The organism is uncultured Capnocytophaga sp. (assembly GCF_963525585.1).
Classification (GTDB): domain Bacteria; phylum Bacteroidota; class Bacteroidia; order Flavobacteriales; family Flavobacteriaceae; genus Capnocytophaga.
Map to the genome: position 1 here is coordinate 67171 of NZ_CAURLX010000001.1, position 18129 is coordinate 85299.

16 protein-coding genes are annotated in these 18129 nt (G+C 40.4%); 3 read left to right on the top strand and 13 right to left on the bottom strand.

From position 1 onward, the window contains the following. Window position 1: 1 nt before the first annotated feature. Window positions 2-1243 (bottom strand): GTP-binding protein, encoded by a 1242-nt coding sequence (locus RYK20_RS00445; protein WP_314894010.1) that lies wholly within the window; start codon window positions 1241-1243, stop codon window positions 2-4. 25 nt (window positions 1244-1268) lie between these two features. Further along, window positions 1269-2573, bottom strand: coding sequence for a peptidoglycan DD-metalloendopeptidase family protein (locus RYK20_RS00450; RefSeq protein ID WP_314894011.1), 1305 nt, complete (start codon window positions 2571-2573; stop codon window positions 1269-1271). Window positions 2574-2862: 289 nt separating this feature from the next. Between RYK20_RS00450 and RYK20_RS00455 the strand changes: the two genes are divergently transcribed. Genes RYK20_RS00455 through RYK20_RS00465 form a run of 3 tightly spaced genes read left to right on the top strand, consistent with a single transcriptional unit; the run spans window position 2863 to window position 4823 of the window. Then, entirely contained in the window at window positions 2863-3123 is a 261-nt protein-coding gene (locus tag RYK20_RS00455; RefSeq protein WP_297978628.1) for a phosphopantetheine-binding protein, read from the top strand. Beyond that, window positions 3123-4331 (top strand): beta-ketoacyl-[acyl-carrier-protein] synthase family protein, encoded by a 1209-nt coding sequence (locus tag RYK20_RS00460; protein ID WP_314894012.1) that lies wholly within the window; start codon window positions 3123-3125, stop codon window positions 4329-4331. The genes RYK20_RS00455 and RYK20_RS00460 overlap by 1 nt, the downstream gene beginning before the upstream one ends. Window positions 4332-4358: 27 nt before the next feature. Continuing rightward, window positions 4359-4823: a DinB family protein gene (locus tag RYK20_RS00465; RefSeq protein WP_314894013.1), complete on the top strand. Its 465-nt coding sequence runs from the start codon at window positions 4359-4361 to the stop codon at window positions 4821-4823. 4 nt (window positions 4824-4827) lie between these two features. On the opposite strand, the gene RYK20_RS00470 is transcribed toward RYK20_RS00465, so the two are convergent. From RYK20_RS00470 to RYK20_RS00520, 11 genes are read right to left on the bottom strand one after another with little or no spacing between them, the layout of a single operon-like run. After that, on the bottom strand, window positions 4828-7224 hold the full coding sequence (locus tag RYK20_RS00470) for a DUF1566 domain-containing protein (protein ID WP_314894014.1): 2397 nt from the start codon (window positions 7222-7224) through the stop codon (window positions 4828-4830). Next, complete coding sequence (locus RYK20_RS00475; protein WP_297978622.1) at window positions 7224-7766, bottom strand: hypothetical protein; 543 nt, start codon at window positions 7764-7766, stop codon at window positions 7224-7226. The genes RYK20_RS00470 and RYK20_RS00475 overlap by 1 nt, the downstream gene beginning before the upstream one ends. Before the next feature lie 34 nt (window positions 7767-7800). After that, the gene (locus tag RYK20_RS00480; RefSeq protein ID WP_314894015.1) at window positions 7801-8469 is read right to left on the bottom strand and encodes a hypothetical protein; all 669 of its coding nucleotides are present in this window, start codon (window positions 8467-8469) and stop codon (window positions 7801-7803) included. Between the two features lie 11 nt (window positions 8470-8480). Beyond that, window positions 8481-9197 carry a hypothetical protein gene (locus tag RYK20_RS00485; RefSeq protein ID WP_314894016.1) on the bottom strand — a complete coding sequence of 239 codons (717 nt, stop codon included), beginning with the start codon at window positions 9195-9197 and terminating at the stop codon, window positions 8481-8483. Between the two features lie 6 nt (window positions 9198-9203). Further along, a complete protein-coding gene (locus tag RYK20_RS00490; protein ID WP_314894017.1) occupies window positions 9204-10454 on the bottom strand; it encodes a hypothetical protein in 1251 nt (416 codons plus the stop codon). An 11-nt stretch (window positions 10455-10465) separates the two neighbouring features. Continuing rightward, window positions 10466-11767, bottom strand: a complete 1302-nt coding sequence (locus tag RYK20_RS00495) for a hypothetical protein (RefSeq protein WP_297978617.1) — start codon at window positions 11765-11767, stop codon at window positions 10466-10468. Window positions 11768-11777: 10 nt separating this feature from the next. Continuing rightward, window positions 11778-12743, bottom strand: coding sequence for a hypothetical protein (locus tag RYK20_RS00500; protein ID WP_311456437.1), 966 nt, complete (start codon window positions 12741-12743; stop codon window positions 11778-11780). A 5-nt stretch (window positions 12744-12748) separates the two neighbouring features. Then, window positions 12749-14083 carry a S8/S53 family peptidase gene (locus RYK20_RS00505; RefSeq protein ID WP_311456436.1) on the bottom strand — a complete coding sequence of 445 codons (1335 nt, stop codon included), beginning with the start codon at window positions 14081-14083 and terminating at the stop codon, window positions 12749-12751. A 9-nt stretch (window positions 14084-14092) separates the two neighbouring features. Then, window positions 14093-14572 (bottom strand): hypothetical protein, encoded by a 480-nt coding sequence (locus RYK20_RS00510; RefSeq protein WP_297978611.1) that lies wholly within the window; start codon window positions 14570-14572, stop codon window positions 14093-14095. 3 nt (window positions 14573-14575) lie between these two features. Continuing rightward, a complete protein-coding gene (locus RYK20_RS00515; RefSeq protein WP_311456435.1) occupies window positions 14576-15340 on the bottom strand; it encodes a hypothetical protein in 765 nt (254 codons plus the stop codon). Between the two features lie 13 nt (window positions 15341-15353). Further along, complete coding sequence (locus RYK20_RS00520) at window positions 15354-18128, bottom strand: virulence factor SrfC family protein (protein ID WP_314894018.1); 2775 nt, start codon at window positions 18126-18128, stop codon at window positions 15354-15356. Window position 18129 lies beyond the last annotated feature (1 nt).

An 18129-nucleotide genomic window follows, 5' to 3' on the forward strand; every position in this document is an offset into this window, starting at 1 on the left:
GTTATTCTAACATCAGAGCGCCTACGGTAGCATTGCTGGTCTCATCAATGAGGATAGCACTTCCCATAGGAGGATTCTCAGCAAAAGAATCATATACTAATGGAGTTGCTGCTTTTATTCGTATCTTAGCAATTTCATTAAGCTTTATACTTTCTACGTCCGCTTGTTGTTCAAGGGTATTTACATCTATCTTATAGGTAATCTCCTTTACAATTACTTTTACCAATCGGCTACGTTGTTGTAAAAGGTATTTATTCCCTTCCTGCAAGGAACGTTTATCCATCCAGCATACAATGGCTTCAGCTTCCTGACTTTCAGAAGGTTTATCAAAATCCTCATTCACAAAATAGTCTCCCCGTGAAATGTCTATATCATCTTCTATGTGTATCACCACAGGATCACCCGCTTGGGCTTGAGCCACTTCCTCTCCATTACGCTCTATCTTACTAATAGTAGTAGAAGCTCCCCCTGGAAGAATAACAATGGGGTCTCCCTTATGATAAATACCTGAAATTATCTCTCCTGCATAGCCTCGATAATCGTGCAAGGCTTCTGTCTGAGGACGAATGACATATTGTACTTGAAAACGCGGTTTCTGGTAGCTGTTTTTGTTAATTTCCACAGCTTCTAGAAAATCTAAAAGCGAACTTCCCTTATACCAAGGCATTGCCTGAGTAGTATTTACAATATTATCCCCTACAAAAGCTGAAATAGGGAAGTAATGTACGCTCTTGAGCCCCAATCGCTGAGCTATTTGCTCATATTCTTTCTTAATAGCACTGAAAACGTCTTCAGAATAGCCTACCAAGTCCATTTTATTCACCGCTACTACAACCTCAGATATATTTAGTAGCGAAGCAATAATGGAATGACGGCGGGTCTGTTCTGTTACTCCATTTCGAGCATCCACCAAGATAATTATCAGGTCGGAATTGGAAGCCCCTGTAATCATATTACGTGTATATTGAATATGCCCCGGAGCATCAGCAATGATAAATTTACGCTTAGGAGTGGAGAAGTAACGATAAGCAACATCAATTGTAATTCCCTGCTCGCGTTCGGCACGTAAGCCATCCGTGAGAATAGCAAGGTCTACACCATCTTCATTTTTATTCTTGGACTGTTGTTCCAACACTTCTAACTGATCGGCTAAGATACTCTTGCTATCATAGAGCAAACGACCAATGAGAGTACTCTTCCCATCATCCACACTTCCTGCTGTGATAAATCTTAATATATTCATTTCTTAATTGATTCGTTAGAGTTTTTTAGTTCTTTTTTACAATAGTGTCATTGGGTTGTACAATGGCTGGCTGTTGTGCCTCAATTGTTTGTATTTCAGCATAAGGTACAGCGTCCAGCTGTTTCTTAAGAGGTGCTACAAAGGCTAAGTAGCGTTCCTTAAGCTTCCCATCAATAGGTACTGCATCGGGGAGTTTTTCCTTAAGCGGATCCACCTGTTGTCCATTTTTCCAGAATCGGTAACATACGTGAGGTCCCGTGGCAAGGCCTGTACTTCCTACTAGCCCGATGACTTCGCCCTGAGCTACAGATTTACCTTTTTTAGCAATAATTTTAGACATATGGAGGTATTGAGTCTCATAGGTGTTATTATGGCGTATCTTTACATAATTCCCATTCCCTGAAGTATATCCCGCTTGAATAACGGTACCGCTTGCTGTAGCACGGATAGGAGTCCCTGTAGGAGCTGCATAATCGGTACCAAAGTGCCCTTTCATCTGATGAAGAATAGGGTGGTAGCGCATCCCAAAATGGGAAGTGATCTTGAAGATATCCAGAGGAGACTTCAGGAACATTCGCTTCATCATATTCCCATTTTCATCATAGTAACCATACTTCCCTGCTGCTGAATCCAAGGGAAAGTTAAAGGCATAGAAAGACTTTCCTTTATGCTCAAAGAAGGCTGCTTTCACCTGTACCAAGCCCGCATTGATGGTATCATCTACATAACGTTCGTCATAGATAATCTTGAACTTATCATCCTCTTGGAGATGAAAGAAGTCAATAGTATAATCAAAAATCTGAGAAAGCTTATAGGCTGCCGCAAAGGACATTCCAGACTTCATTACATCTTCAATCAGATTATTTTTGATATAACCGCCCCCTTCTCTCTCCACAACGGTTACCTTGCGATCAATCTGCCTTACTGCGATAGAATCGCTTACTTTAACCTCTATGAAATGTAACAAGTTCGGCTGATAGATGAAATACGCAAGCGAATCTGGCTTTTTTTTATCGAAAATAAAGGCATAAGGTTGCCCTGCTTGGAAGTCTTTCGGACGAAGATACTCCTTGGCTAGTTCTGCCAAAGCTGCTACTTTTTTAGGAGAAACATGCTGTTTATTAAGGAGCTCTCCGAAGGTATCTCCTGACCTGAGTGTATCCTTCACTACATTGTAATCCAGAAGATTAAACCCATATTCGTAAGTTGGCTTAGGAGGTGGTGGTAACTCCTGTGTGGGTGGAAGTTGCTCCTTAGGTTTTTCCTTACAACCTATCATCATAACAGAAAGACCTATACAGAAAATACTCACTCGTAGCATTCTATTCATAGATTGGGGTTTTAAAAGCGAGCAAAGTTCGTGTTTTTTCCTGAAAAATAAAAGCTTTTTAAAAAAACTTTTTCATTTATTGAGAAGAAAAAGAGAGGAGAAAGAAATCCCTTAGAAGATGAATAACTCAGCTAGTGAGGAAAAGAGATGAATTTTCTCTATAGCAAAATAAGCAAGGGATAACTAAAAAATTAAGGCTTGATAACAAGAAAATATCATCGTTTTAACGTGCCTCCTGCTTGACTTTTAGTCCTAAATGTTGTATCTTTGCAAAAATTTTTAAAAAATTATGGATACACTCATTCAAGAACTGAAAGAAAAAGTAATAGAAGTATTGAACCTAGAGGAAGTAAGCCCTGAGGATATCGCTACAGACACTCCTCTTTTTGGTAATGATGGATTAGGGTTAGACTCTATTGATGCTCTGGAACTCATTGTTCTTTTGGATAAAAATTATGGCATTCGCCTTGCCGACCCTAAGCAGGGAAGAGAAATCTTCTATTCCATCGCTACAATGGCGGACTATATCAGTAAGCACAGAACTAAATAATGAATCCTGAGAGAATCGTTATTACAGGAATGGGCATTTGCTCCTGTATAGGGGATAATGTACAGGAAACTTTCACACATCTTTCCCAAGGCAAGTCTGGGCTTTCAACCATAGAACTACTAGATACCTTACACCAAGACCATATCAAGGTAGGGGAGGTAAAGCACACTAATGAAGCCCTAACCAATATCCTAGATATTCCTAAGGAAAATAGTTATTCACGAACTTCTCTACTGGGAATTTTAGCCTTACGTGAAGCCATTAAGAATGCCTCTCTTGATGAAGAATCCCTTCATTCGCTTGGGCTAATAATGGCTTCTAGTGTAGGAGGAATGGATATGACCGAACGGTATTTCTACGACTATGCTACTAATATTCCTGCTCGTAGGTATATTACTTCACACAATATAGGAGAAATTACCCAGCAAATGGCGTCCTACTTTGGGATAAAAGGCTTCGTAACCAGCCTTAGCACAGCTTGTTCTTCTTCTGCCAATGCAATTATTACAGCTGCCAACCTCATCCGTACAGGGCGAGCACGCACTCTAGCAGTGGGAGGAGCGGATGCACTTTCCAAATTCACTATCAATGGTTTCAATGCCCTAATGATCCTTTCTGATAAGGAAGCAACTCCCTTTGACGAGCATCGCAAAGGACTGAACTTAGGAGAAGCAGGAGCTTTCCTAATCCTAGAAGCAGAATCTGAGGCACTTAAGCACGGACGCAAAATCCTTGCCCAACTCTCCGGATGGGGCAATGCCAATGATGCTTATCACCAAACAGCTTCCTCAGAGGATGGGGAAGGAGCTTTCCTAGCCATTGAGAAAGCCCTCCATTGTAGTGGGCTCTCCCCTAAGGATATTGACTATATCAATGCTCACGGAACCGCTACAGTGAATAACGACCTCTCCGAAAGTCGCGCTCTAATCCGTATTTTCTCTGAAGAACAAATGCCTGACCTGAGTTCTACTAAACCTTTTACAGGACATACGCTTGCAGTAGCTTCAGCAGTGGAAGCCATCATTAGTATCTTATCTATAGAAAAAGAGATGATATTCCCTAACCTGAACTTCCAGACTCCTATGAAAGAAGTGAATATCAAGCCGGTAACTGTCCTTAAGCAAAAGCCTATTCAGCACGTTCTTTCTAATTCCTTTGGATTCGGAGGTAACTGTTCAGCACTGATTTTTTCAAAATATCTATCTTGATGTAAAAACCCTTAAATCTATAAAAAAATGTTTAACAACGCTATTTTCAACCTTCACAGAGTCTCTCGCTTAAAGCTCTTAGCTTATTTGGAGAAAGCTACTCCTGAGCAACTTGCCCTTATCCCTGAGGGATTCCACAATAATGTCCTCTGGAACATTGCTCACTGTGTGGTAACCCAACAATTGCTTTGTTATGAAAAAGCAGGACTTACTCCCCTTGTAAGCAAAGACCTTATTGACAAATATAAGAAAGGAACCTATCCTAATGGACACATTCCTTCAGCTGAAGAAATTGCTTCTCTTAAGGAACTTCTTCTAAGTACCCAGGAACAGCTTGAAGCCGATTACAAGGCTGGAAAATTCAAGGATTTTACGCCCTACACTTCTTCATATGGCTTTACCCTCAATAACATAGAAGATGCTATTGTATTCAATAATACGCACGAGGGAATGCACGTAGGGGTAATTATTGCACTCAACTATTTCCTATAAGCTCCTAAAAGGTGCGTATAGGCAGTAGCTTCTTGGCTTCATTCTTTGAGAAAGATTGTAGGCGACCCCTAGCAAGAGAAATGCCATAGGATTGCCAGTGGTCTTTCTCAGAGGATGTCCAATAGGCTTCATTAGGCAGATGCAGAAGGCTTTTATGCTCATAAATAGCCAATAATTCTGCTATTGAAGGAATATACCAATCCGAGTGCCCTCCTGCATTATATTGCTGTATATAGGCTCCTATGCTGCCTGCTGAGGCACAGGAAGAGCTCAGAAAGCGTGTATTCCGTTGTCCCTCTGCCAAGCCTCCTCTTGTCTGTCCTAAGAGAGTTCCTACACAACCCCATTGGAGAGCGTCCTGTGGCAAGTCTTCTTCCAGAGGAATCAATAAGCCGTGTGAAGCCCCCGCCACATATCCAGGGTCTCCCTCCCGTAACAGATAGGCTACACGCCCTCCTTGATGCCGATCTCCTATACTTAAGGAAGCTGTTCGGAAAGTTTTCACCTCTGAATAAGCTGTTCCTGCAATATTAGTGGCAAAAGCACGTACGTAATAGGTCGTGTTCCGTTCCAATCCTTCTACCCTATGGAAAAAGCTTCCTATAATATTTTCCGAAAAGCCTACCTGCTGAGTATCTGCTCCTCCTAATACAGGATTTGCTTGTGAAGTACTCCATAGGAAACCATAGCGTGTAAGAGCTCCTCCACCATTAAGTAAGAGTTGCCCTGCAAACTTAGCCGAAGAGGAACTTATCTCTGTTATTTCTCCTATAGTAAGTGTTGGGAGAGTTACAGTAGCCGTAGTGAGAATTTCTGTATTGGAATAAGCTGTTCCACGTTCATTGGTGGCAAAAGCGCGTACATAATAGCGTGTTCCTATAATAAGAGAGTAAATAGTAGCTGTAAAAGTGCCCACTCCTGTCCCTGCTTCTACATAGGCATCGGCTAAAGTAGGTTGTGGATTTGTTTTGCTATACACAAATCCTCTTCGTGAAATCACCCCAGCCCCGTCATTCCCTACGGTTCCTCTTATCTCAAAGGTAGTCGCTGAGGAAGACACATAACTAATCCTTAGTTGCGAAGGTAATTCCACTGCTATGGTGGTAAATGGCACCACCTCACTGTAAGTAATTCCAAATTCGTTCTTAGCATAGGCTCTTACAAAGTAGTTCGTCCCCTGAGTGAGCCCTGTAAGAAGGATAGAGAAATTTCCCAATTCCTCTCCCGATACAATTATTTTTGTACCATTACCCTCTACAGGATTATTGGTATGGACACTATAGAGAAAACCTCTTTCGGTAAGAGAACCGCCTTGGCTTGCCTCCACTGTAGCCAACAACCTTACGGAAGTAAGCGTACGTTCCTGATAGGAGAGAAATCTTACTCCTGTAGGAGGCGCTGTAGGAAGCGTCTGGAAAGGGATGATATTCCCATAAGTAGTTCCTTTGGAATTAGTTACAAAGGTACGTACATAATAGGTAGTTGCAGGAGCAAGTGCTGATAAATCATAGATAATGTCCCCCTCTGTATGTTGGCCTTCTACTCTTATAGCTCCGTTGTCTAGTGTAGGTTCTCGCTGAGAATCACTATAAAGAAACCCTGCCTCAAAGGTCTCTGTCCCTCCTGTATGCCCAAGCGTTGCGGTAAGCCTAGCGGTAGTTTTGGTTATTTGAGAGGGAGGAAGTAGGGTAGCTCCTTGAGGAAGAGATATAGGAAGTGTCCGGAATTGAACAACATTGGCTAATGCCTTCCCAAAATGTGTCTGTGCAAAAGCGCGTACATAATAGGTAGTCTCTGCTCTAAAGTTTGCTAGAGTAAGTGAAAGTGTATCTGTAGCAGAGGAACCCGTCACCGAAAGAGTGTGGTCTTCACTAGTAGGGCTTTCCTGCGTGGTGGAATAATAAAAACCATAGGTTTCAATAGGATAGCCTCCCGTATCGGAGAGAATACCCTTAAGAAGTACTCCATAGGCTCCTACTTCAGGAGTTGCCGTAGTAAGCACAGGCAAAGAAGGTTTTTCGGTAGTGAATTGGCGCACTTCTCCCACGGCGGTTCCTTGTGCATTGGTCGCAAAAGCCTGATAATAATACGTAGTAGCAGGGCTCAAGTCTGTTGCTTTCAGTGTATAATCTCCTCGCCCTATCCCTTGGGTAGTATGTACGATTTTCCGCTGTCCAGGCTCAGAGAGTTGCTCAGGACTTGTGCCATAATAAAAACCCCAAGTAGAGACCCACGCTCCATAATCATCATTAATAGTTCCCCTAAAAGTAACCGTATTTTTTCCAACAGATTCTTGTGGGTAGGTTATGATAGTTCTAGGAAGCTGTTCCTTGAAATTATAGACTTCTTTGCTACAGGAAAGAAGCATAAAAGGCAGAAGAATGCAAATATATTTTCTCATTACTTATTCCGTTTAAGATTATAGGTAATTCCTAGGGTATATTCTGGTGCATAAAGCTTTTCTGTAATAGCTATAAAGGACATTCCCCCTATGAGGTTCCATCGGGGTATCAGCCGAAAAGTCGCTCCCAGATACCCTGGTAGATAAGTCTTTTTCTCTAGCGAACGCTGGTGATTATAACCATTCTCAAAGGGATAATAGTGTTGTCCTATACCTCCGCCTATATTGAGATAAGCCCAATAAACAAGCCGAAAATTCGCCCCTCCTATGAATTCAGTTTTATTGGCAGGGAAGTCTTCTCTGGAGACTTGTTCTAGTTTTTGCCTGCTGTGGAAAGAAGTCCTAGCAATAAGAAAACCACCTATCCACCTATCCACCCGAGCAGATTCCGCACGGATACCATAAGGGGCAATGCTTCCTCCCTCATAACCTATTGAGAAGAAGCCTCCCCAGTCCTGCAAGCGGGATACTTGTGGAGCCTCTTCTTGCCCCCAAGCCCATAAAGAGAGCAAGAGGGTAACGGATAATAAGAATCTTTTCATTGTTTAGTATTTTCATTTTTTCTAGAAAGCAAGGCTAACGAATCTTCTTTAAAGAAGCATCTATCGCTTGGTCATAAAGTACATTCTTCTTATGATAGGCTTCTTTGTAAGCTTTCAGGGCTTGCTTTATCTCTTCTCGTTCCTGTGAAGAAGTATTTTTATTCACCTTACGAGCACGGGCTATTGCCTGATAATAATCCAAATGGAAAGGAGCTAACACCTTATCTTGCTGATATTCTTCCACTAGGCTTAGCACCTGATCATACTCCCTGTGCTCAAAGGCTCTACGGAGGTTATCTAGCTGGTCCCTCTCAGATTTTCGGTTGCGAACAAGCAAAAAATCAACCTCCAAAGCAGGATATTGCTTCAGGTGTTCCTGAATCTGAGTTACTTTCTGGATTCCTTTGGGGTTCTTAGCACGTGAGAGATAATCCTTCACCTGTCCTCGTAGGTTTTCTAAACGGTTATAATCGAACTTGGCTATGTTCTCATTGTAATCCCGATCAATTAGAGCATATTCGGACTGAATAACCAAGAAATATGCATCCAAATTCCCCTGAAGCTGTACCCCTTTGAGCAATTCCAACACTTGTTCATATTGACCTTGCTTATAGGCAGAGATTGCCCAGAGGAGTACATCCTGAGACTGCCCTTGTACAAATGATGAGAAAAGGAATGTGATATAAAGAAATATCTTTTTCATTAGTTCCAAATTTACATAGATAGGTCATACATTGACTCAACAGCTCTGTTCTTCTTTTCCCACAGATTATACATATCATTGAGCATTTGATCCATTTCTTGTCTGGCTCTTTGTACCTGAGTATTGTTCAAGAACTCTCCTTCGACGGTACCCACCTTAGTTTTGTAGTCGTTATATTGAGTGGAGTCAAAGTTTCCATCTTCTCTGAACTGAGCGGTAGATTTTTCACAGAAAATTTCAATCTCTGCAGGGAGCTTCTGGGTATAATTCTGGTACCAGAGTACTTTGGCTTTTATGGCATTTATTTGCTTTCTATCGGCTACTCCCACTGAGGAAATATGTTCTAAAATTTCTAGAATCTGCTTCTCAGGAAATGGATTTTTCGATAGCAAACTTTGTGCCTTAATTAGGGATTTCTCTGTATAAGTATCATTGAGAGCATTCAGGAGTGACTCCTTAAGGGATTCTGTAAGGTCTCCTTGTTGTGCATAACCTGTAATTTCTGTTCTTAGGTTGTTATATTGCGCTGGAGTAACATCCTTTTCGCTTAGTTGGCTAATTTCTTTTCTTACTACTTCCTGTATAGCCAGCGTATCGGCTGAGGTAGTAGTCTCTGTACCTACTCCAGAACTATAACTCATACTAGAAAACCACGTATAGAGGGCGATAATACCACCAACCCCTAAGGTAATAAGGATAAAATACAGTGTTCGTTTGTTCTCGTTCATTAGGATTTATTTTTGTTGTGTTTTATTATCTTTAGAGGCTGTTGCCACTTGCTTAAGGGAGCCTATGCTATCCTTGTAGGCACGTAGTCTCTCCAGTTCTTTCTGCATTGTATCTTTCTCGGAAGCAAGTTGTTTTTTTTCATTTTCCTTAAGGGCTATTTGCCTAGAAGCTTCACTGTCACTATAGAGGTAGCCCACTGCACTGCCTATAGCTAAGCTCAACAGACCTATAATCAATACAGAGAACCAGCTGAGCTTGGGGAATTTAAATTCGGTTGTTGCCTTTGCTTGTTCAGGACGTGCTACTGTGAGGAGCTCCTGACCTGAGGGAACAGAATGCTTTGTACTATCTTTAGCCACCTTATAGAAGAGCCTATCTCCTTCTAAGTAACATACTGTGATTGAGGTTCTTTCCTTGATTCCTTTGATTTCTACATCATTCACCCAGAGTTTCTCTATATATCCTTGAGGATTCTCTACTTTAAGATTCTTTACGGAAAAAGTACCTCCAGAAATAGGTTGTTTCTCCCTATAAAGAGCAGACTTATAGTAGAAATTATCCTCCTGTAGTGCTAAAAATTTATAAGTAGAGAGTTTATTCCCTTGTACAGGTATTCCTTTATCTCCAATCCATACTTCACTAATATAGTTATAGGAATCATTCAGGATAAGCCTTTTGGTAGCAATCCCTTCCAATGGTTGCAAGCGGAACTCTGCCAAATGATTTCTATCAATCGATTGGGTAAATATATAAAGCTTTTCCGCAAAATAAGCTCCATCTCTTTCCAATAGAGTATTCAGATCATCTTGAGCAGAAAGAAAAGCATAATATTCGCCACTCTTAATTTTTCCTTTATCAAAGGTGTATTCCAAGGGGGCTAAGTCTTTTTCCACTTCCTTTAATAAGGAAGGATAGTCAGCGCTATAGCCTGGGGTTTGTAAGGATTTTTCATATTCTTGGGCTATACGAGTGAGCTGTTGCTTAAGGTTCTTTAAGCTTTGGGTAACCTCTATAAAAAGGCGTATCGCATAGAAGCCACTACGCTTTTCCCTATCAAGGGTTCTTTTGATAAATGAATAACATTTTGCTTGTCCTTTTTGAGCTACAGAGAATACGGGAGCCTCACTGAGCTGCATCGCCACATTACGCTCATCAGTAAGGAAGAGCTTTGTATCGAAACTCGCTAGGGCATTTTCACTAACATATTCGGTATTCAACCCGTTAAAAGTACGTTGGATTAATAGTCCTATTTTCATAATTGTCTTATTTAAAATCGTTTTAAAAATTTAGATAAAAAACCATCTCCACTCACGACAAAGCTATCGGAGAGAATCTGCTCGACGATGTTCTTAGAATAAGTTGTATTGTATTCCTTGAGTATTTTGTCATAACATACTTCTCCTATCGAAAAAGGAAATACCTTGATAGGGAACTTATTACGACTGTTTTCCTTGGCATCTATACAGTTATTCAAGAGGTTCTTGAACTCATCTTTTACAAAATCATCTGCCAGCTTAGCATCGGACTGTGAGGAGAACAGAGCTTGTTCCTTCTTCAGTACATCAAACTTATTGACCACAATGTAAAGCGCATCTGTCTTTTCTAATATCTTGTAGGATTTCAGCATACTGAGAATCGCCACATAGATATCTCCTTGCTTATATGCACTACTATAGGAGTTTTCCAATCGATTCTTATGCTCAAGGGCATCTAGAACAAAAATAAGAATCTTACGGTTATCATTCTTGATATAATTCACAAAGCCTTTGACTTCCTCATTTTCAATTCCTTCCTCAAATATTCTATGGTAGTTCTCCCCAGGCACCTCTACAATATTCAGAGGATGAGGTACTTTCTTGCTATCCTTAATAGAAGCCGCAATATAGTTATAGCTTCCTGCGGTAGTAGCTAAAGGAAGAATCCCTTTCTCCAAATCAGACGTAAGGTGAGCGGCATACTTATTACCTTCTTGATTATAGGAATCAGGAATCATAATCCCTTCCTTATTAGCATAGCGCAACAAGCCTCCAAGCATTACAGATTTCCCAGATCCAGCAATTCCAATGAAAAATATGTCTGTCCTACCCTTATCCATAGGAGGCAAGTCCTCAATAGCCATTGGGCGTACAGGCTTACGCTGGGAGTGGTACTCCATCGCATTGATAATACGCTGAGGGATTCCTGCTGCCAAGAGGTCATTATAGGTATATATTCCTTTTCGGATGGCATCTTTGATTTCCTCTATCCCTACTTCATTATTGATTACTTTCTGAATCTCTGCTATTTTCCCTCCTTGAGGAGGAACTACAGAAAGAGGAGGCGTATCACTGACGAAAATTGTCTCCTCAAAAAAGTTTGTGGGAGCCGTTGGGGCATCTTCTATGATAAAAGTTCCTTCTCGTTGCTCCTTACGTTGCCTGAGAATTTCTAATTTTGAAGGGTCTAATCTATTGAGTTCAAATTCCTCCAGTGTGATATCCCCACTGATAACCCATTGGTCTAGCTTATCTATCGTAAAGTTATTATTATTACAATCGTTTAAGATTTGTTTCTTCTTTATTTTATCCATTGTTTATTGATTAATATGTAGTTACTCTTTTGTCCTCCTGATTTTCCTCTTTCCCTACATAAGCCCTTACCTTATAGGTGAAATAAGGAATAAGTATAAAAAGATGAATTGCCACCACCACTAATAAAGGAATTAGGTAATTGGGTGTATAATGCTTATTTAGCTGCCAGAAACTATCCAGCGGAAGTCCTTTAGGAGCTCCCGCATACGTAAGGGGTTCTTCCTGCATAGGCAACTGAGAGAGTTTTTCATTAACCAAGCTATAGCTCTCTGTTATATATTGATTGAGCTTCTTGTAATCACTTGTTACCCTGAGCCATTTCCATTCTTCGAAGGCTTTATTGAACTGTTGGGCTTGAGTAATTCTAGTGGTAATATCTTTTTCATTCTCTTGTGCTTTCACACGGTAAGGCTGTATCTTTGCTTTAGCTAGCTCAGCAACATCAATATTTTTAGAAAATGAAGCGAGAATCTGAGGGTCGATAGTGTAAGGATCAGTACTTAGAGCATCCTTAAGAGCAGCCGTTCTTTTCTTTTTGTATTCGGATAGGCGCTTGGTGAGCTCTCCCTCATAATCCTGCAAGTTCTTCTTCACACGTTCCTGATATACAGAGGAGAGTTTCTCCACTTGGGCAATTTCCTGAGCCACTTCCGCCTGTACCTTGGGCTTGGCATTCGTCTCTATATTCAGTGCGTGTGCCATTAGCACAAAACTCCCTATTGCTAAAATTCCAAATATCAAAAATAGCAAGGAAAAAGGGGTTCTATAATGCTGAGTTACCATTGACTGCTTATTGCGCTTAAGTATCTGAATAAGGGTGTAATAGAGGATTATAATCAAAGCACTAATAAGAAAACTTATCAGAATACTTCCTGAAGTCAGGTATAACAATCCATAGAAATTTCCCATAAAGAGTACTACTAGAAAAATAAGGGATATGACATCCACAAAGGCAAAATGATCTTGCTTAAACATAATTGTTAGAAAGTTTTATTATATAAAATGGTTAATTGATTCTTCTCGGTTGTATTTTTCATTAGTTGAGCGATAAGTTCTTTTGCGCTCAGCTGAGGATACTTTGTCCTGAGTGCTATAAGAAAAGCACTTACAATAGGAGCTGCAAAACTTGTTCCTTGGGTAATTTCAGTTCCACCACCTGCCAGTGCTACCTTGAGTTCTTCTCCTGGTGCGTAGAGTGTTGTATATGCCCCATAATTGGAGAAATCTGCTTTTTGGTTATTCTTATTCACCGCTCCTACTTTTATTGTAATTTCTGACCGCTGGAAAGGGTCAAAACCTGTGAGTACATTATCATTCCCTGCGGCTAATACCACCACTGTCTTATTCTGCTCAGCATATTGAAAAAGTTCTTTCCAGAAGGCTTCTTCATCCTTGCCTTCATTATCTATATAGGCTTTTTGGAAAGCTTCTGGGGTACCCTCTAGCCCTTCCAAGTTGGCTCCTAAGGAGATATTCACCACATCTGCGTGGTTCTTCACTGCATAGAGTAATCCCTTAACGATATAGGTAGAAGTCATAAATCCATTCGCATCAGCTACCTTAATAGGAATGAGCTTACAGGAGGGAATCATCCCGTGAATATCCTGAAACTGATTCCCAAGAATCAGAGAGGCAACCGCCGTTCCGTGATTAATAGCGGAAGGACTTACCTCTTGGCTGTTATCAGTCGCATTATAGGGCTTTATCCATTTGTTGGCTATAGAAAGGTGCTTGAGGTCAAAACCATTATCAATTACCGCCACCTTCAGGTGAGAAGCGTCTAGCGAACGGATAGGATAGAGGTTCTCCATTCGCCAATAATGATCATTAGCATCTAGAGCCACCTCTTTATCAAATAAGGCCTCATCCCATACGAGTAAAGGATATTTTGAGAGCTGTTGCTTAACCTGTTGCTTGAATGCCATTCGCTCCTGTTCTTTTACCTTTACCTGTACATAGTTAATGGTGCTATCTATATAACGAATCCGATACTGAACAGTATCAAACTGTTGTGCAAAATCTTTAACAAATAAATGTGTCTGATATACCGTATCCTTAATGGCAATATTGACCAAGTCCGAAACAATCTTACGCCTGCTAATAGTGTCAATAATTACCTTATCTCGGTCTATGGGTTTTATAGTATAGTATCCGCCCCGAATATAGGAAGGCTGCCCTATTACACTCACAGGAGGATTCCCCTGGGGCATATTCTCCTTAAAGTATCTACTCAAAAGCAGATACCAGAATATCACCCCTGCCACCAATAACAGGAAGAGAATCAAGTAATAGAAAAAAGGGTACTTCTTCATCATTTTTTTATTTTACTGAGGACAATTAAGCTGATAAATCCACTTAGTATCTTCTTCAGGGGCTTGTACTTCTACAATACATTCTTGAGGCTTTCCATTCTGTGCCGTATAGTTCCATTGCAGTTGCCCTTCTCCTGAAACTAAGTCCTGTGTGGTGGCTATAACTCTATTGTCATAATAAACCGTTAGCATATCAGGGACTGTGTACATATCATACTGCAAAATTACTCTTCCTGAATGGCTTCCTAGTGAGTGCTTGGTTACCGTCTTCCCTTGACCTCCTGAATTTACCTCTGCATTGCAATCCACCACTGTAGGCGTATCAGGTGTAGGCATCTGCTGGGTCTGATCGGCAGGCATAGCAGAAGCATTAGGAGCAACGACATTCTGACAGCGAGGATGCCATAAAAGTGCATAAATAAGCAATCCTAACAGAAGAAACATCAGTAGGTAGAATAACCACCAATTTCTATACCAAAAACGATTTTTCATAGCTTAATAAGTAAGAGATTTAACAAAAAACACTACACATATCAATCCCAGAAGAACAGCCAAGAGCCAATAATACTTAGCAGCAAACTCTTTAAGAAATTCTAAGAAAGAATTACCTTTTTCCTCTGGTTCTTCAGGAGCTTCTTCCTCTGGTTCCAGAAAAGGCAAAGGCTCTGGTTCTTCTAGAGGAGGCTCAGGCTCCTCAGAAGTTTCTGGAATGGGTTCTTCCTGAGGGGTTTCCTCGGGAGTTTCCTGCTCAGGTAAGGGCATAGGTGCTATGGATTCTTCTAGAGGCGTGCTTACTTCAGGGGTTGGCTCCTCGGCAGTATTGGAATCCCCGATGCTGATTTCCGGACGCTGAATCTGATAATTATCAAACGCCCAACCCCATACAATACAGATATCTTTTCCATTACTAAAGAGCTTATTGTCCTCTTTTCGGAAGACTTTCTCTAAAAGCCCTGCCCAATTATGAGAATCGGCATCCGTACTCTGGGCTAACAAATTGATATGCTTCTGGAGCTCATCCCTAAAGGCAAAATACTTCCGCTGTGCTTGAGCATCTACCGTTTCCTTAAGATTCTCAAAGGGAGCATACCATTCCACTTGATAATTCTGTAGAATAGGCTTGGCTAGGATATTCCTATAAGCAGGCGAAATTCGCGCCTTGATAAAGTTATTTACCAGTTCATAAGTGTTAAAAAGATGCTTATTATCGTGCGAAATCGGCACGAAAGTATCTGTGGAAAGGGTATAAAACTTATTCATTGTCTTCAAAAGGTTAGTTGTCTATCTTCAGGTCGGTATATTGAGCTAATAAGTCCTTGAGAGCATTGTTCTCAGCCTCATCATAGGTGATGAAGCCACTATTGATAAGCAAGGAAATACGTAAGAACTCTATCCAACGATTATATTTCTCTAAGGCTACCGAATTTACATTCATCTTATCATTATCAAAGAGGCTTGCTAGAGTAACATCATCGGTAGGGGAGGTTTGCTGGAAATAGATATAGCTCTTGCGGGTATCCATCTCCTTAATTTCACGGCTTTCTTCTCCTGAGAGAAACTGCATATCGAAGTTATAAACTATATCATTGATAAGCAAGGCAAATGTCTCTGCCATAAATACTTCTTCTCCTTGTATTCCTTTAATTTCTGACACTCTATTATCAAATATCTTAATGAGCTTTTCAGGGATATTTCGCTTCTTAATAAGAGTTTTATAATGGTCTGTAATGGCTTCTATATTATTCTTAGTAATATTATATCGAGTGAAATCCTCCCATTTGTTCTCGTCCATCTGCTTGAACCAATGTTCTATCAAGAGCTGGGTATAGTACTGGGATTTGCTCTTGCTCTGAACAGGAGTGAATAGGTCGGTAAGCTTTATGCCATAGAGTTCCAGCTGTTGTTCCACCTCTTGCTTACTGGAAAGCCACATATTTTCCTTAAGAATCGCTACGACCTCTTCCTCAGTAGTAGCAGTCTGTAAATGAGGATATTGGGTATGGAGGATAGTAGCGGCATCTAAGTTCTTATGGGTCTGTTCTTCTACATCTATTAGCAAATGCTCATTCAGCAAGTTATAAAGGGTTATAGGGCTTACACTGAGCTGTTGTACAAACTTATTAAAAAGCGAGAAGTCTCGAGTAAGTGCCATATTAAATTGTAATTGGAACTGACTGACTAATTGCATATTCTTAGTTCGCATTGCTGAAATGTCATCTGTATGTACAAAAGCAAGAAGTGCCTGAGAAAGTCCTCTAAGAGTCTCATTAAGCAAAGCGATATAGTGATTTACCTTGATCAGATTATTAGACACTTTTTCAAGATTTTCTACAATAAGTTCTGAACCATCTTTACCCACTGCGGTAGCTGCTTCCCAAGACTTGTGAGGATTCTCAAAGTGTTGTTTTACAAAGTCAAATTCTACAAATGACTGTCGTAAAGCATTCATAAAGTCCTGTCGTTCAGGTCGCAATCCTGTTTCTCTTTTCTCCGTCTCAAAGCCCTCATAAGTAAGCTTAGAATAGTTGAAATCCCTTAACAAGTACATATTCTTAAAATAAGGGGATTGTGAAGACCATTTGGTATGCCAATCACGGGAATTGGTTACGATTTCTCCCTCGAAGATAGCATTAAACCTTGCCTTCCACTTATGGTTGAGCTTGGTGTAGTCCTCCCTATACTCATTATCCGCACCGTCCTTATAGGATATTTGTTCGTTAAAAAACGTATAAATGACAAATAGAGGAGGTACGGGGGCATTTGCCAAAGCAAGTGTCCGTTCCTGCTGATTACTTCCTATATTCTTAGCAATCCAATTGAATAACAAATAGGAAAGCTCATTGACTTCCAATTGCTTATCATTATTACAGAAAAGGAGGTTATTAATACTATAATCATCAGAATACTTATTGAACAAATAGGATACTTTCCCTCGCAGAAGCATTTGTTTTTGGTTATCCTCATTAGCAATTCCTTCTTCCTCAATAGCCAATCGAGAGCGTGCTCCTGGAAAGTCTAGCAAGTCTGAATTCTGTAGAAAAGGTTTCGCTTCCAAGAGTGTCAAAGGAATAGAAAAAGTAAGTTCCATTGTGAGTACCGAAAGGTAATTCAGGTCTATATTTACCTCTTTCCCTTGGGCAGTCTTAATCAAGGTTTGCTTATGTTCCTTTCCTAATTGCTTGATACGTTCCACATCGAGAATAGCTCCTTCTTCCCGAAGAACAGTATCAAACTTCAGATAGGCTTCCTTAGCATAATCCGTCAAGGAAAGATGATGGATAATCTCATTAAAGATGGTCGTAAGATGTGTATTTCTATTCCATAACACCTCAAAGATATTCCCCCAATGAGTATGATCAAAACGGGATATAATCTTAGCTATTCGTTGGAAAAAATGAGTCTCTCCTAGTCCTTCAAATAATAGTGTATATTTGGAGAGATGAAGCTTAAAGTAGTCTCTTATTTCTAGAATATCAAACTCCGTAAGAACTTCCTGAGCTATCTGAGTCTCCTGTAGCTCAAAACGCTGTAGATGTGCCTCTAGTTCTCGCTTACTGATAAAAGACGTAATCTCCTTCAAATCCAAGAAGAAAGCATCTAGAATAATTATCAAAATATCCTTAGGAGAAAGTAATTTTACTTTCAAGGGAAAGTCCGGATACTTAACCTCTTCACCTATAGTAAAGCGAGTTACCAAGCCTGTACTCTCCTTACCTCCCGCAGGATTAATCTTCTGAAGAAAATCATAAGCAACCCCTCCACTACTAATTTCAAAAGGATGCCCTTCGGTGGAAAGTAAGTTCTTAATCAGGTAAGATTTACCCACTTGGCTAGCCCCAAAAAGAGCCATTACAGGCTTGGCATCTATATGCTGTAATATCTTATGGAAAGTATTGGTAGCTCCTTTGAGCTGTAAGAGAATCTCATTACGTTGCTCATACTTAAGATTCTTCTCCACCCACTGGACAGTAGCCCTCACTACGGATTGTTTTTGGTGTATGAAGTTCTTTATCTGAGCTATATCTTCTGTTGAATAGTTTGTCCTCATT